Genomic DNA, 14,535 nt, shown 5'->3' on the forward strand with positions numbered 1-14,535 from the left:
ATGACCACGGATACAATGCTAACTTTCGTAAAATCGTCTGTAAATACCCCATCTGAAACTAATCGCTAAAATTGCCGGGCTAAATACAATCAAAGCCTACTACGTACGTACGTAGTTATTTCTTTGACTGCGGGATCGGCGGCTGATGGAGATGTGCATTCGCAAGGTCGTTCGTCGTCGGGCGGCGATAGGCTTCAAGATCTTGGCGAATGTATTCGATCGTCTGAGGGATTTTGACATAACGAAACGTTGTCTCGTTTGGCGTTGCTTATTGCCACGCTGTTTTTTCGGTCATTCAATCCCAATCCAAGGGTTCGAATGTGGTCCGGGTATTCGAGCGCTGAGTATTCGAGCTGTGCCGGTATGCGGTCTGTAGCGGGGTCTAAAAGGCGACATAGGTTCCCGCTCGCGCTGCGCGTTTGAGCCCGATTACTGATTTCGTAGGCACGCTGCCGTACCAAAAGGCACATGGCCCGGGGTCGGCCTACGCACTCTGGCGCGCCCCCCGCGCGCAGGGCGAATCAGCTGTTCATCCGGGGCGGTCCCGCGAGATCCGGAAAGGCTCTGCGACGGCTCTGTTCTAGTCCACCCGGACCAGGAGATCGCGCATGCCGTCGACATCGACGAACGTGGTGAGGTCGCGGGCGAGCAGGCCCGCATGTCTCTGCGCGAAGGCTTCCGGGGTGAGCGTCCGCAGGAAGGCCGTCACCGATTCCGCGAGCGGCTCGGGAAACGCCCAGCCCAGTCCTTCCGCGACCGCGTAGCGGCCTGTGGCGGTCGCGGCGCGCGCGAGCGTCAGGGCGCCGCACAGGCCGCCCTCGTAGAGCCGGTTCGGCAGAAGCCAGTCCGAATTCAGTCCGTCGTCGAGATAATCGACCGCCCAACTGAAGTGGATCCCGCCGTAGATCTCGGGAAGATCGCCCGGATTGGCGTAGGGGCCGCGGAACACCATGTTCGCGCGGCCGTCCAGCGTCGCGGCCAGCTCCCGCGGGGAGATGTCCTCCGCGGAGAGGCGCCCGGCCAGGACGATCCGCACCGAGTCGCCGAGGGCGTCGGCGATGGCGGCGAGAATCGCCAGGCTCCTGCGGCAGCGCAGCGTCCCGAACCAGCCGATCACCCAGGGCGGCTCCGCCGTGCGGGTGCGGTCCAGCCGGTCCACCACCTCGCCGAGGCGATGGCCCATGACCTTGTTCTCGAGGAGATGCCAGGCCCCGGTGAAGCCCTGGACGGGCCGGAAATACCGGTCGATGAAGTCCGGGGCGCTGACGACGAGGAGGGCGCTGCGACCGAGGAGCCAGCGCTCGACCGCGCGGGCGATCCGCCCCGGGGCGTCCGGCCGGACCATCAGCCGCTGGATGTCGAGCACCTCGTAGACGAGGCGCGCGCGGCTTCCGGCGAGGCGCGCCGAGGCCCAGGCCACGAGGGCCATGTCGAGGTTGCGCACGTAGATCACGTCGGCCGCGCGCAGATCGTGGCGGCGACGCAGGGCGCGGGCGATGCCGAGGGCGAGGCGGGGCAGGCGGCGGGCGTAGTTCCGGTCGACCGTCCGGCCGAGCGGCACGACGTCGTCCGTCGCCGGAGCCTCGGCCGAGCCGCCGTAGCGGTCCCGCTCGAACGCGTACACGACCACGGACCAGCCGGCCTCCCGGATGGCGTCGATCCGCTTGCGTACCGTCGGCTCGATCCGGTCGTGGCCGAAGAAGGCGACCCGGCGGCCGGGGGCGGTCGCCGGGCTCGCGACCGCCGGGGCCGGGGCGACCGGGGCCGGCGCGAAGGCCGCCCGGCCGATGCCGCCGGCGCGGGGGCCGATCACGAGGCCGCCTCGGTCGCGCCGCGGCTCCGCTTCGGGCGGCCGGCCAAGCGCGTCAGCGCGCTCCTGCGGCCGCCGCGCCGGACCGCCGGCTCGTCGCTCGCCTTGTTGAGCACGATGCCCAGGACGGTGCTGCCGCTCGCCTCGAGATCCTGCACGGCGGTGGTGACCTCGTCGATGCTCGTCCGGCCCGCCTCCACCACGATGATGAGGCCGTCGAGGCCGTCGAGCAGCGGCCGCAGGGTGGGGAGTTCGTCCACCGGGGGCAGGTCGACGATGACGCGGTCGAGGGTCGCGCGCCCGTCGCCGACCAGGGCCGCGACGCCGTCCGGCGTCATCAGGTCGCTGAAATGGGGATCGTTCGGATGGCGGTTGCCGCAGGCGAGCAGGCGGACTTCCCCGGGTTGGGGCCGCACCGCCTCCGTGGCGCAGCAGCGGCCGGCGAGCACGTCGAGCAGGCCGCGCTGCTCGGTGGCCTGGCTGAGCCGCGAGAGCGTCGCCTGCCGCACATCCGCGTCGATCATCAGGACCCGCCCGGCACTCGACCGGGCGCGGGCGAGGAGCAGGCCGAAATTGCTCGCGAACAGCGTCTTGCCCGCGCCGGCCCCCACCGAGGTGACGCCGATCGCGAAGACCGGCCCGCGTCGGTCGCTGCCCAGGACGTGGGCCTTCAGGCTGTGCAGGCGCTCGGCGAAGGCCGATTGCGGCATGAACCGCACCGCGCTCGCCTTGAACGCCTCGACGCTGGCCGGGCGCTGGGCCTCGCTGGCATGGGCCAGCGCCAGCGCCAGGGCGGCCCGGAAGCCGGGCTCGCGCCGCAGCTCGGGGAGGGCGGCGAGGCAGGTCAGGCCGTGGCCGGTCAGCTGCCGGGGCGCCCGGACCGTCCGATCGAACCAGTGCCGCGCGAAGGCGCCGCTCACGCCGAAGCCGGTGCCGACCAGGAGACCGAGCAGCATGATCAGGCTGCCGCGGGGCGCGCTCGGGGATTCCGGCACGGTCGCGGGCGTGATCACGTGGGCCGAGGGCTGCGGATAGGATTGCTGGTTGACGGCGTCGATGTAGCGCTGGAGCAGGTTCGTGTAGATCTGGTCGTAGGTCTCGGCGGTGCGGTCGAGCTCCTTCGCCTTGACCCGGGCGTTGCTCATGATCAGCGTCTTCGAGATCAGGGCGTCGAAGGCTGCGGTCATGCTGTCCTCGCGCGCCCGGGCCACCTCGTAATCGTGGTCCAGGGAGACGGCGAGGCGCTCGAGTTCCGTGCGCAGCGACTGCTTGGCCGCCTGGATGTCCCGCTGGATCGCCAGGACCGCCTCGTGGTCGGGGCCGAGGCGGCGCTTCAGGTCGTCGGCCCGCTGCACGAGGTCGACATATTGCCGGCGCAGCTGGATGATCACGCTGTCCTTGAAGGCCTCGGTGATCCCCGGATCGGCGATGTCGGAATCGAGCAGCCCGCGGATCTGGTCGCGCACCGCGCGGGCGTCCACGGTCTTGGACCGGGCGGCGGCCACGGCGGTGTTGAGTTCCTCCACCTGCTGCTCGCCCACGAGGCCGCGCTTGCCGAGATCGATGATCGTGTGCTCGGCCTTGTAGGTCTGCGCCTCGCGCGAGGCCTGGCTGGCGCGCTGCTGGAGTTCGGTCAGGCGCGGCAGCATCCACTCGCCGGCGACCTTCCAGACCTTCGCCCGGTTCTCCAGCTCGGTGCTGACATAGGCCTCCGCCACGGCGTTCGCGACGGCGGCCGCCGTGGTGGGATTGTCGGCGTTGTAGCCGACCTCGATGACGTAGGCCGCGCCGATGCGGCTGGCCTCCACGTTCTCGCGCAGCGTCCGCGCCTGGCGCAGTTCCGGGCTGACGGGGGCGGGCTCCCGCACCGGCCGCTCGGCGCCGATCAGCCGGAGGGGAAGCGCCTTGGCGGCCTTCACGAACTCCCGGATCTTCACGAAGAGCGGGTGCGTCGGCGCCGCGAGATCCTGCAGGGCCGAGGCGTCGAGCCTGCGCACCGCCGCGAGGGCGATCTTCTCGGAGCGCATGTACTCGACCTGGCTCTCGACCTCGGCGATCTCCAGCGGGGTCCCGGCATTGGGCGTGTCGCGGGCCGTCACCGGGCTGGTGCGGCTCTCGATGTAGACGCGGGCCCGGGCGGTGAAGATGGCGGGCGCGGTCGCGACGTAGATTCCCGCGCAGACGAGCCCGACGGCGGCGAAGGCCAGGATCGACCGCCAGTTCTGCCGCGCGATCGTCAGGATGGAGACCTGGGTCACCGCCTCGGGCGGGAAGGGCTGGCTGCGCCAGGGCCCGGCCCCGCCGGCGCGGGCCGCGCCGATCGGCAGGAAGGACGCACCGGTCGAGTGTCGGTTCATGGATCTCTCCTCGCCGCGGCGGTCACCGCCTCGGAGCGCGCTCCGTCGAAGGGGGATTCCGGCCCGGCCCGTCGGGCCGCGTCGAGCCGGGCGTTGGGCGTCGTCAGTTCTGGCCGGTGCCGTCGCCGATGCCGCGCATCGCGGGATCCGGCTTGAGCGCGACCTCGACGACGTCGCCCGGCTGAAGTTCCGTGTCCTCGGCGGCGTCGAGCTGGCTCCGGGACGCGTTGCCCTGGCGGAAGACCGCGATCGACGCCTGCGCGCGGCTTCCGGACAGGAGCTGGGCCCGGAGGGCGCCGGTATAGACCAGCTTGTCGTTGATGCTGTTCAGCCGCGATCGATAGGTCGCCAGATTGTTCTCCGCGACCTGGAGCTTCTCCAGGGCGTCCAGGGCCTGCTGGTCGTCGACCCGCTCGAGCTTGCGGGCGACCTCGCTCTTGTCACGTTCGAGCTGGGTGAGCTGCACCGTCGTCTGCAGGGCCCGTGTCGAGGAGAGCAGCACGGCCCGCCGCGCGTCGGTCAGCCGGGTCGTGACCACCGCGCCGCGCTGGAACAGGGCGCGCACCGAGTCGTATTCCTCGGCATCGGCGGTGACGCCCTCCCTCTCCTTGCTCTGCTGCTCGCTGAGGCTGGCGTATTGCGTCTGCGTCCGGGAGAGGGACCGCTGCAGGTGGTCCTTCTCCTTGGCGATGTCGGTCATCTGGACCCTGAGCTGCTGCTCCGCGAGCTTCTGCGCCGGCGTCGCGCGGCTGCCCGGAGCGGGGTCGGTCGCGGGCGCGGATTTCTCGCCCCGCGCCGCCGCGACGATCGCCTTCAGGCGCCAGACCGTGGCGGATTCCCGCTGGATGCTCGCCCAGGTGCTGTCGTACTCGGCGCGCAGGTTCGCGGTCTCGACGATCGGATTCTCCATCCTGAACCGCAGGAGGTTGTAGCCGCCCGCCAGCGCGACCGCCTGCCGGACGGTCATGCCCGGATGGAACGGGTGCTCGCCCTGCTTGGTCACGTCGCCGCTCAGGTAGACCGGCTGGTACTTCGAGATCCGGATCCCGATCTCGTCCGGCTCGATCACGGCGATCGATTCCTTGCCCTCCGAGTTGCGCTGCCGCACCGCCTTGGCGGGCAGCGACTTCTGCAGGTTCTGGCGCAGCTCCGCGACGGTGAGGCCGGCCGCCGGCACGTCGCCGAGCAGCGGCACCATGACGGTGCCGTCGGGGGAGACGGTCGCCTCCTGCCTGAAGCTCGGGATGCTCAGGGCCGAGACCTCGATCGTGTCGCCGGGGCCGATGCGGTACTCCGCCGCCGCCGGCAGCGTGGACAGGGCGAGCAGACAGGCCGCGAACCCGGCGCGGGCGGCGCCGTGGGCAGCCTCGGTCCTCGTCGAAGTCTTCGACACGCAGCACTCCCTCTAGGCTCCCCCTCCGAATCCAGGCGCGGCGATCGAGCGGCAGGACCGCGCGCCGGCCTCACGGGCTCATGGAGGGCTGAGACGGCATGATGCGTAACGGCAGAGCCAGCCGGGACTCCTCCAAAAGGCGGGATCGCGCGTCCATGCCGGGGCGGGGGCTGCGCCTTTCGGCGTAGGCCCTCTGGCCGGAACGGCGCGCCGCAACCGGGACGGGCCGTCTCGGACGGGTGCCGTTCGCCTTTCGACGGACGAACGGCATCGAAAGCCTGGGTTCCCGGCTGTCCGCAGCTCTGTGCAGTTTTGATGCACAGAAGTTCGGCGAAAGGAGCGGCGGGTATGCCGATTACCGATGCAGATATTGGGCCTGATGTGGGTATATTCTACCCAGATCTAGTCAATATTTATGGATGTCGAATCGAAAGCGGTTCGCGCATCGGACCCTTCGTCGAGATCCAGCGGGGCAGCCGGATCGGCCCGCGCTGCAAGATCTCCTCGCACAGCTTCATCTGCGCGGGCGTCTCCATCGGGGCGGAAGTGTTCGTCGGCCACGGCGTGGTCTTCACCAACGAGATCTATCCGGAAGCCACCAATGCGGACGGGAGCCTGAAGCGGGACGGCGAGTGGGACCTCGTCGAGACCGTGGTCGAGGCCCGCGCCTCCATCGGCTCCAACGCCACGATCGTGGCGGGAATCACCATCGGCGAGGGCGCGCTCGTGGGCGCCGGCGCCGTCGTGACCCGGGATGTCCCGGCCTACGCCATCGTCGCCGGATGCCCTGCCCGGGTCGTCGGCGACACGCGCACCAAGCGGGCCAACAGCGCCCGATCCGCCCAGTCGCCCCGGCCCGAGACGGCCGAGCCTCTGCAAGTTGCCTGAGGGAATGCAGTCATGATCTCGATTGGAATCGTCGGATACGGCTACTGGGGGCCGAACCTCGCCCGGTGCACCTCGGAGTCCGAGCGCTGCCAGCTCGTGGCCATCGCCGACCAGTCGCCGGCCGCGCTCGGCCGGGCCGGCAAGCGCTACCCGGCCGTCCAGCTCCATCAGGATTGGCGCGACCTCGTGGCCGATCCCGCGATCGACGCCGTCATGGTGGCGACGCCGGTGAGTTCGCATTTCGAGATCGCCATCAACGCGCTGCGGGCCGGCAAGCACGTCTTCATCGAGAAGCCGATCACGCCCTCGGCCTTCGAGGCGCGGCTGCTGATCGAGGAAGCGGCCAAGCGCAACCTGACCCTGATGGTCGACCACACCTTCGTCTACACGGGCGCGGTCGAGAAGATCCACGAGCTCGTGACGACCGACGCCATCGGCGACGTGTTCTACTACGATTCCACCCGGGTGAATCTCGGCCTGTTCCAGCGCGACGTGAACGTGATCTGGGATCTGGCGGTCCACGACCTCGCCATCCTCGACCACATCCTGGATCTCACCCCGGTGGCGATCTCGGCGAGCGGCACCGGCCATTTCAGCGGCCGCCCCGAGAACATGGCCCACCTGACCGTGTTCTACCCGCGCGGTGTCGTCGCGCAGATCAACGTCAACTGGCTCGCGCCCGTGAAGGTGCGGCAGACGCTGATCGGCGGCAGCAAGAAGATGATCGTCTACAACGACCTCGACCCGATCGAGAAGGTCAAGGTCTACGACCGCGGCGTCACCGTCGGCGGCGGCTCGGACGACATCACCGAGCTGATGGTCTCCTACCGGACCGGCGACATGTGGTCGCCGCACCTGTCCTTCCGCGAGGCGCTGATCGTCGAGATCGAGCACTTCGCCGATTCCATCGAGACCGGCACCGCGCCCATGACCGACGGCCATAGCGGCCTGCGCGTCGTCGAGATGCTCGAAGCCGCCATGCGCTCCCTGCGCCAGAACGGCTCCCCCATCGACCTCATGCCACTTGCGAGGGCCTCGTGATTCCCTTCCTCGACCTCAAGGCGCAGTACGCGGCGATCGGCGGCGACGTCGAGACGGCGGTCCTCAACGTCCTGCGCAGCGGCGACTTCGTCCTCGGCCCGGCGGTCAGCGCCTTCGAGGCCGCCTTCGCGGAAGCCTGCGGCGCCCGCCACGCGGTCGCCGTGAGCAGCGGCACCGCGGCCCTGCACCTCGCCCTGCTGGCCCTCGACATCGGCCCGGGCGACGAGGTGATCACGGTCTCGTCGACCTTCGTGGCGACGGTGGCGGCGGTGCTGTATGCCGGCGCGACGCCGGTCCTGGTCGATATCGACCCGGTCAGCTGGACCATGGACCCGGCCCTGGTCGAGGCGGCGATCACGCCCCGCACCAAGGCGATCCTGCCGGTGCACCTCCACGGCCGGATGGCGGATCTCGATGCGCTGGGCGCCATCGCCCGGCGCCACGGGATCGCCCTCGTCGAGGACGCCGCCCAGGCGCATCTCGCCGAGCGCGGCGGCCGCAAGGCCGGCACGATCGGGGATATCGGCTGCTTCAGCTTCTATCCCGGCAAGAATCTCGGGGCCTACGGCGAGGGCGGCGCCATCGTCACGGACCGGGACGACCTCGCCGAGGCGGCCCGCTGCCTGCGCGACTGGGGTCAGCAGGGCAAGTACAACCACGTCCGCCACGGCTTCAACCTGCGCATGGACGGCGTCCAGGGCGCGGTGCTGGGGGTCAAGCTCCCGCATCTGGAGGCCTGGACCCGCGCCCGTCAGGCGGTGGCGGCGGAATACGGCACCCGGCTCGCGGGCCTCGGCCTGGAACTGCCGGCCCCCGCCGGGCTCGACCACGTGTTCCACGTCTACGCCGTGTCGACGGCGGACCGCGAAGGGCTGCGCCAATACCTCAACGCGGCCGGCATCGCCACCGGCATCCACTATCCCGTCCCGGTCCACCGGCAGCCCGCCTACAGCCACCTGGACGACGGCGCCGGCCGCCTGCCGGTCACCGAGCGGCTGGCCGCCCGGACCCTGTCCCTCCCGATGTTCCCCGAGATGACGTCCGCGCAGATCGATACCGTCTGCCAGGCCGTCGCGAGCTACTGCGAGGTCGCCGATGCCCAAGCTGCGTGAGGTCACGAAGGGAAGCCGGTTCAGCGGCGACCTGCGCGGGACCCGGATCCTGGTCACCGGCGGATCGGGCTTCGTCGGCTCCCACATCATCGACCTGCTGGTCGAGGCCGGCTGCGACGAGATCGTGGCGGTCGACAACATGGTCCGCGGCCGCCCCGAAAATCTCGCGGACGCCCTCGGCTCCGGCCGCGTCCGCCTGGTTCAGGGCGACATCCGCGACCGCGCCCTGATGGACACGCTGGTCAAGGGCACCGACGTGGTGTTCCACCAGGCGGCCCTGCGCATCACCCAGTGCGCCTCGGAGCCGCGCCACGCCTTCGAGGTGATGGCCACCGCGACCTTCAACCTCCTGGAGAGCTGCGTCGAGGCCGGCGTCGCCAAGGTGGTGATGGCCTCCTCGGCTTCCGTCTACGGGATGGCGGAGGTCTTCCCGACCAACGAGAAGCACCATCCTTACGACAACCGGACCCTGTACGGGGCCGCCAAGTCCTTCGGCGAAGGTCTTCTGCGCTCGTTCAACGACATGTACGGGCTCGACTACGTCGCCCTCCGGTACTTCAACGCCTACGGGCCGCGGATGGACCTGACCGGGCGCTACACCGAGGTCATGGTCCGCTGGATGCAGCGCCTGGCCGAGGGCCAGTCGCCGATCGTGTTCGGCGACGGCCTGCAGACCATGGACCTCGTCCATGTCCGCGACATCGCCCGGGCCAACATCCTGTCGGCGACGTCGTCGGCCACCGACGTGGTGCTCAATGTCGGGACCGGCGTCGAGACCTCGCTGGTCGACCTCGCCGGCCACCTCACCCGGATCATGGGCCGGGACGGCACGCCGCTGCTCCACGAGGCCGAGCGGGCGGTGAACCCGGTGCCGCGGCGCCTGTGCGACACGCGCCTCGCCAAGGACCTGATCGGCTTCGAGGCGGAGATCGGCGCCGCCGAGGGCCTGGCCGACCTCGTCGCCTGGTGGCAGGACGAGTCCCGCTCCGATCACCTGCGGCGGGCGCTGGCATGATCCCGATCGCCAAGCCCGAAGTCGGCGACCCCGAGGCCGAGGCCGCCGCCGCCGTCGTCCGCTCCGGATGGCTGACCCAGGGGCCGCAGGTCGCGGCCTTCGAGGCGGCGTTCGCCGCGATCGTCGGCGCCCCCCATGCCTGCGCGGTCTCGAACTGCACGACCGCGCTGCATCTCGCCCTGCTCGCCGTCGGGGTCGGCCCCGGCGACGAGGTTGTGACGGTGAGCCACAGCTTCATCGCCACCGCCAACGCCATCGCCCAGTGCGGGGCGACGCCGATCTTCGTCGACATCGACCCGGCGACCTTCAACATGGCCCCGGCCGCGGCGGCGGCGGCGATCACCGAGAAGACGAAGGCGATCGTCTGCGTCCACCAGATGGGCATGCCCTGCGACCTGGAGGCGATCGTGGCGATCGGGCGCCGGTCCGGCATCCCGGTGATCGAGGACGCGGCCTGCGCCATCGGCTCCGAGCGGCTCCAGGGCGATGTCTGGCGGCCGATCGGCAGCAGCGGGGGCGGGATTGCCGGCGACATCGCCTGCTTCTCGTTCCATCCGCGCAAGGTGCTGACCACCGGCGACGGCGGCATGATCACCACCGCCAAGCCCGAATGGGACCGGACCTTCCGGCTGCTGCGCCAGCACGGGATGAGCGTCTCCGACATCGCCCGACACGGCAGCGCCACGGTGGTCGTCGAATCGTACGCGATCGCGGGTTTCAACTATCGGATGACGGACGTTCAGGCGGCCATCGGCCGGGAGCAGCTGAAGCGGCTGCCCGACCTGATCGCCCGCCGCCGCCGCCTCGCCGACGGCTACCGCGCGCGGTTGGCCGACCTCCCCGCGGTGACGCCGCCGCCCGAACCGATCGGGATGCGCAGCAATTGGCAGAGCTACTGCGTCCGGCTCCCGGATGATGCAGACCAGCATGCAGTGATGCAGGCGATGCTCGACCGGGGCATCGCCACCCGCCGGGGCATCATGTGCGCGCATCTCGAGCCGCCCTACGCCGAGGCGCCGCGGCGCTTCGCGCTGCCGGAATCCGAGCGGGCGCGCGACCACGCGATCCTGTTGCCCCTCTACGCGGCGATGACCGAGGCGGAGCAGGATCAGGTCGTCGACGGCCTGCGCGCCGCCCTGAAATGATCCCCGCACCGGTCAGGAGCCTCGCCCGGACGGTCGGCCTGACGCGCCCGCGCGTCGCCGCCGCCCGGATGGCCTGCGAGCGCACGACGCTCGCCCTCGCCCGGATCCGGCGGCCGGCGCCGGGTGGTCGCATCCTCTGCTACCATTCGGTCGGCCAGCCGGAATGCGGCGTCAACGACGTCACTCCCGCGCGCTTCCGCGACCAGCTCGAGCGGGCGCTCAGTCTCGGCTACCGCTTCGTGCCGGCGGCCACCATCGCCGACGGGCGCGGCGGCGCGCGGGATCTCGCCATCACCTTCGACGACGGCTGGCACAGCGTCCTCAGCGGGGCGGCACCGATCCTGAGCGATTACGGGATTCCGTGGACCCTGTTCATCGTGTCGGGCTGGCTCGACCGCCCCGAGAGCGGACCGCCGGGCATCCTGGGCTGGCGCGCCATCGAGGCGCTCGCCGCGAACGGGGTCGAAATCGGAAGCCATTCCGTGACCCACCCGGATTTCGGGCGACTCGGCGCCGCGGAGGCGGCCGAGGAACTGGAGGAATCCCGGCGCGCCATCGGGGCTCGCCTCGGCGTGCGGCCGGACAGCTTCGCGATCCCGCTCGGGCAATCGGCGAACTGGACGCAGGCGGCCGCCCACGCAGCCCGGGAGGCGGGCTACCGGATCGTCTACGCGCAGGCGGTGGAGACCCGCCCCGCCGGAACTGTGGCGCGCAACTTCGTCACGCAGTTCGACAACGATCTCGTCTTCGGTGCTCTGCTCCGGGGCGCCTACGATGCCTGGGAGGAGTGGGTATGAATCGACCCGCGCAGCGCCGCGTTTCCGTCGTGGTGCCCACCTGCAACCGGCCCGCCTTCCTGCGCGAGGCCCTTGCGAGCATCCGCGCCCTGGAGGGCCCCGACCTCGCCTTTGAGATCATCGTGGGCGACAACGGCGAGGCGGGGCCGGCCGCCGAGGTCGCCGCCGAATTCGGCGCGATCCATGTCCCCGTCGAGCGGCCCGGCGCCGGCGCGGCTCGCAATGCCGGCCTGACCCGGGCGAGCGCCCCTTACGTGGCTTTCCTCGACGACGACGACGTCTGGCAGCCCGCGCACATCCGGGATCATCTGCGCCTGTTCGAGGCCGATCCGGAGCTCGGGGTCGCGTTCGGCCAGATCGTCACCACCGACCACGACCTCGTGCCGACCTACGGCCCCTGGCCGGCGGAACTTCCGTCCGACAAGGGCGCGCTGCTGCACCGCATGTTGAGCGGCTACTTCCCGCAGATCGGGGCGACGGTGGTGCGCCGGACCGTCGTGGACGCGATCGGCCTGTTCGACGAGGCCCTGCTCGGCGATCAGGACTGGGACTGGCAGCTCCGTGCGGTCCGCGGCCACGGGGTGGGCTTCGTCGCCGCGCCCTGCGTGCATTTCCGGCAGCGGCCGGCGGGGACCTTCGACCGCCTGATCGCCCGCCGGATTCACTTCACCCGCCTGGTCTTCCGACGTCACGCGCCGGCTCTCGGCGTCTCGCGGCTCGCGGCCCTGCGGCTCTATTTCGGGACCGTCCAGGGCTATTACGACGCCCTGCTGGACGCCACCGAAGCCCACGTGGCCCGCGGCGATCGCCGCGCCGCCGCCGGGGCGTTCCTCACGGCTTTCCGCCTGATGCCGCACCGGGCGATCCGGCAAGCCTTCCGGCCGACGCGCGCGCGCGCGGCCCTGCTGGCGCTGGCCGCCGGGCCAGCCGCCCGGCCGCTGACCGCCGATCCGGAGACGCGCTGAGCCCGACGGGCTTTCGCTCCGCGGCGCGGGCCTCCCCGGAGCCCGGCCGCCGGAGCGGGCTCGCGTTGTCCCGGCCGTGGCCGGAGTGCGCACCGCCCGTGATTCCGAGCTGTCCTACGAGGCGCGACCGTCCTTGCCGGCGGAGAGCGGGCCGTCGCGACGGAGACCGGTGAAGGCCGCAGAAGCGCGGCCGGGCGGCCCGGCCTTCCGCGACGCGCGGACCGCGCGGGGCCGGGACCGCTCCGCCGGGCGAGACGCGCGCCAATCGGCATGATCGATCCGCACCCACCCGGGCCCGGGGCGGCCTCAGGCGCTGGGGACCTGCGCCCGGACCCGCATCGGGCCGAACCGATCCTTCACGTTGCGGACCAGCCATTCCGGGAGGAGCAGGCGCACCGGTTCCCAGAGGCCGGAGAAGTCGCCCGCGCGGCGCAGGGCGAGCCAGGAGGCGACGCGCTGGCGCAGCGGCAGCATGCCGATGTAGTTCTTGGTCATCTCCGATACGGGGAAGTCCGAGCCGAACATGTCCTGGTGTCGCAGGTCGGGCTCGCCGAGATGGGGCGTCTCGGCCGGGCCGGGCGCCCCGGCCTCCGGGGGCAGCCGGGGCAGGGCTTGCGCCTGCGCGTAGACCGCGTCGAGTCCTGTAAGCCAGGCGGCCTGCGCGTACAGGCCCGCGACCGCGGCGGCGCTCTCGGCGCCCGCGGCGTCCCGCGCCGCGGCATCGGTGATGAGCGCGGTCAGGTGGGACTCGTAGGCGGCTTGGTCGTGGGCCACGCGGGCCGTGACGTCGAGCCCCGGATGGTTGATCGCCACGATCTCCGCCGCCGCGGGGGCCTCGAAGCGCGTGACCAGCGGCAGCCCATAGGCGGCGGCCTCCAGCATCGAGGTCGACGACACAAACGGGTAGGAATCGACGTAGATGTCGGCCGCCTCGAAGAAGACCCGCGGGTCGGCGAGCTCGGCATGGGCCGTGATGCGCCCGCCGGTGGCGGCCCGGGCCCGCTCCCAGTCGGCCCGCTCGCCGGGGCCGACCACGATGAGCCGGGCTTGGGGATGCGCCGCGAGGAGGTCGACGTGGCGGTCCGCGTAGGTGACCGGCCCGACGTTGCGGTACTTCGCCCCCCGCGCCACCGAGACCAGGAGGACGCTGTCCTCCGGGACGCCCAGGGCCTGCTTGGCCGCGCTGCGGGCGCGCTGGCGCTCGGGCAGGGTGATCAGGGTCGGCAGCAGGAGGCTGCGGGCCGGATCGACGCCGCGCCGCGCGACGGCGAGCCGGCGCGCGGCCTCGCGCAGGTTGATCACCGCGTGGCTGATCCGCGTCCCGATCCAGAACAGGTGGTCGGCGTGATTGAGCAGCAGGACCGGCGGGCTCTTCGCCGGGTCCGCGAAGGCGATCAGCGGGACCACGTCCTCGCAGTGGATGTGCAGGACGACGACATCGTAGCCGCGCGCGATCTGGCGCAGCTCCCGCGCCCAGGCGAGCTTGTCGCCCTTGTGGTGGTTCAGGTGGTGGATCCCGCCGCCGCTCTCGCGCACCGCGGCGGTGATCCGCGCGTCGACCGGGCCGCGGTGCTGGGTCAGGGCGACGCCGTTGACCCGGCCGCGGTCGGCGCCGATCCAGAGCGCGAGCATCTTGGTGAGGCCGCCCACCGGGGCGAGCTGCGTGCAGACGTGGAGGACGCGCCGGTACGGGGCCCCGTCGGCGCCCGCGCCGTCCCGGGCCTCGCCGCCGCCGTCGAGGGTCCGGCCGATCCCGGTCATCAACCGTTCGAGGCGCGGGCTTGCGAACACGCCGCAATGCCGGTGCGCTGCCAGGGTCGCCGCGATGGCGGTCTCGACGGCCGCGCCGGCATGGTCGCCGGCCGCCGCAAGACGCTCCGCGTGCCGCACCCGGGCATCGAAGGCGGCGAAGTTCGATCGGATCCGCCCGGCGCGGGACGCCGTCCCGGCTGCATTCTCCCCATCGCCGTCCCGGCAGAGTTCCGACGCGCCTTTGACCATCATGCCCTCCG

General features: G+C 71.3%; 11 protein-coding genes. 7 read left to right on the forward strand and 4 right to left on the reverse strand.

Features of this window, described 5'->3' with window-relative positions:
- Positions 1–580: 580 nt before the first annotated feature.
- The 3 genes from BLT59_RS19845 to BLT59_RS19855 form a co-directional block, all read right to left on the reverse strand.
- On the reverse strand, positions 581–1,813 hold the full coding sequence (locus BLT59_RS19845; RefSeq protein WP_091784273.1) for a glycosyltransferase: 1,233 nt from the start codon (positions 1,811–1,813) through the stop codon (positions 581–583).
- On the reverse strand, positions 1,810–4,167 hold the full coding sequence (locus BLT59_RS19850) for a GumC family protein (protein WP_091784276.1): 2,358 nt from the start codon (positions 4,165–4,167) through the stop codon (positions 1,810–1,812). The genes BLT59_RS19845 and BLT59_RS19850 overlap by 4 nt, the downstream gene beginning before the upstream one ends.
- Before the next feature lie 103 nt (positions 4,168–4,270).
- Positions 4,271–5,560 carry a polysaccharide biosynthesis/export family protein gene (locus BLT59_RS19855; RefSeq protein WP_091784279.1) on the reverse strand — a complete coding sequence of 430 codons (1,290 nt, stop codon included), beginning with the start codon at positions 5,558–5,560 and terminating at the stop codon, positions 4,271–4,273.
- A 348-nt stretch (positions 5,561–5,908) separates the two neighbouring features.
- Here BLT59_RS19855 and BLT59_RS19860 point away from each other — a divergent pair, with 348 nt between their 5' ends.
- Genes BLT59_RS19860 through BLT59_RS19890 form a run of 7 tightly spaced genes read left to right on the forward strand, consistent with a single transcriptional unit; the run spans position 5,909 to position 12,523 of the window.
- Entirely contained in the window at positions 5,909–6,448 is a 540-nt protein-coding gene (locus BLT59_RS19860; RefSeq protein WP_091784282.1) for an acyltransferase, read from the forward strand.
- A 12-nt stretch (positions 6,449–6,460) separates the two neighbouring features.
- Entirely contained in the window at positions 6,461–7,489 is a 1,029-nt protein-coding gene (locus BLT59_RS19865; RefSeq protein ID WP_091784285.1) for a Gfo/Idh/MocA family protein, read from the forward strand.
- Positions 7,486–8,601: a DegT/DnrJ/EryC1/StrS family aminotransferase gene (locus tag BLT59_RS19870; RefSeq protein ID WP_091784290.1), complete on the forward strand. Its 1,116-nt coding sequence runs from the start codon at positions 7,486–7,488 to the stop codon at positions 8,599–8,601. Before BLT59_RS19865 ends, BLT59_RS19870 begins: the two co-directional genes overlap by 4 nt.
- Positions 8,585–9,616, forward strand: coding sequence for an NAD-dependent epimerase/dehydratase family protein (locus BLT59_RS19875; protein WP_091784293.1), 1,032 nt, complete (start codon positions 8,585–8,587; stop codon positions 9,614–9,616). Before BLT59_RS19870 ends, BLT59_RS19875 begins: the two co-directional genes overlap by 17 nt.
- Positions 9,613–10,761 carry a DegT/DnrJ/EryC1/StrS family aminotransferase gene (locus BLT59_RS19880; protein WP_091784297.1) on the forward strand — a complete coding sequence of 383 codons (1,149 nt, stop codon included), beginning with the start codon at positions 9,613–9,615 and terminating at the stop codon, positions 10,759–10,761. Before BLT59_RS19875 ends, BLT59_RS19880 begins: the two co-directional genes overlap by 4 nt.
- A complete protein-coding gene (locus BLT59_RS19885; protein ID WP_091784301.1) occupies positions 10,758–11,558 on the forward strand; it encodes a polysaccharide deacetylase family protein in 801 nt (266 codons plus the stop codon). The genes BLT59_RS19880 and BLT59_RS19885 overlap by 4 nt, the downstream gene beginning before the upstream one ends.
- Entirely contained in the window at positions 11,555–12,523 is a 969-nt protein-coding gene (locus tag BLT59_RS19890) for a glycosyltransferase family 2 protein (protein WP_091784304.1), read from the forward strand. Before BLT59_RS19885 ends, BLT59_RS19890 begins: the two co-directional genes overlap by 4 nt.
- Before the next feature lie 306 nt (positions 12,524–12,829).
- Here the strand turns inward: BLT59_RS19890 and BLT59_RS19895 are convergent, their stop codons facing one another.
- Complete coding sequence (locus BLT59_RS19895) at positions 12,830–14,527, reverse strand: glycosyltransferase (RefSeq protein ID WP_244514060.1); 1,698 nt, start codon at positions 14,525–14,527, stop codon at positions 12,830–12,832.
- Between the last annotated feature and the right edge of the window lie 8 nt (positions 14,528–14,535).

This window comes from Methylobacterium sp. UNC378MF (assembly GCF_900103195.1).
Classification (GTDB): Bacteria; Pseudomonadota; Alphaproteobacteria; order Rhizobiales; family Beijerinckiaceae; genus Methylobacterium.

Bases quoted from the DNA above. Each gene is read 5' to 3' on its own strand.
- BLT59_RS19850 (WP_091784276.1), bottom strand. From the start codon at position 4,167: ATGAACCGACACTCGACCGGTGCGTCCTTCCTGCCGATCGGCGCGGCC.
- BLT59_RS19860 (WP_091784282.1), top strand. From the start codon at position 5,909: ATGCCGATTACCGATGCAGATATTGGGCCTGATGTGGGTATATTCTAC.
- BLT59_RS19865 (WP_091784285.1), top strand. From the start codon at position 6,461: ATGATCTCGATTGGAATCGTCGGATACGGCTACTGGGGGCCGAACCTC.
- BLT59_RS19875 (WP_091784293.1), top strand. From the start codon at position 8,585: ATGCCCAAGCTGCGTGAGGTCACGAAGGGAAGCCGGTTCAGCGGCGAC.
- BLT59_RS19880 (WP_091784297.1), top strand. From the start codon at position 9,613: ATGATCCCGATCGCCAAGCCCGAAGTCGGCGACCCCGAGGCCGAGGCC.
- BLT59_RS19885 (WP_091784301.1), top strand. From the start codon at position 10,758: ATGATCCCCGCACCGGTCAGGAGCCTCGCCCGGACGGTCGGCCTGACG.
- BLT59_RS19890 (WP_091784304.1), top strand. From the start codon at position 11,555: ATGAATCGACCCGCGCAGCGCCGCGTTTCCGTCGTGGTGCCCACCTGC.
- BLT59_RS19895 (WP_244514060.1), bottom strand. From the start codon at position 14,527: ATGATGGTCAAAGGCGCGTCGGAACTCTGCCGGGACGGCGATGGGGAG.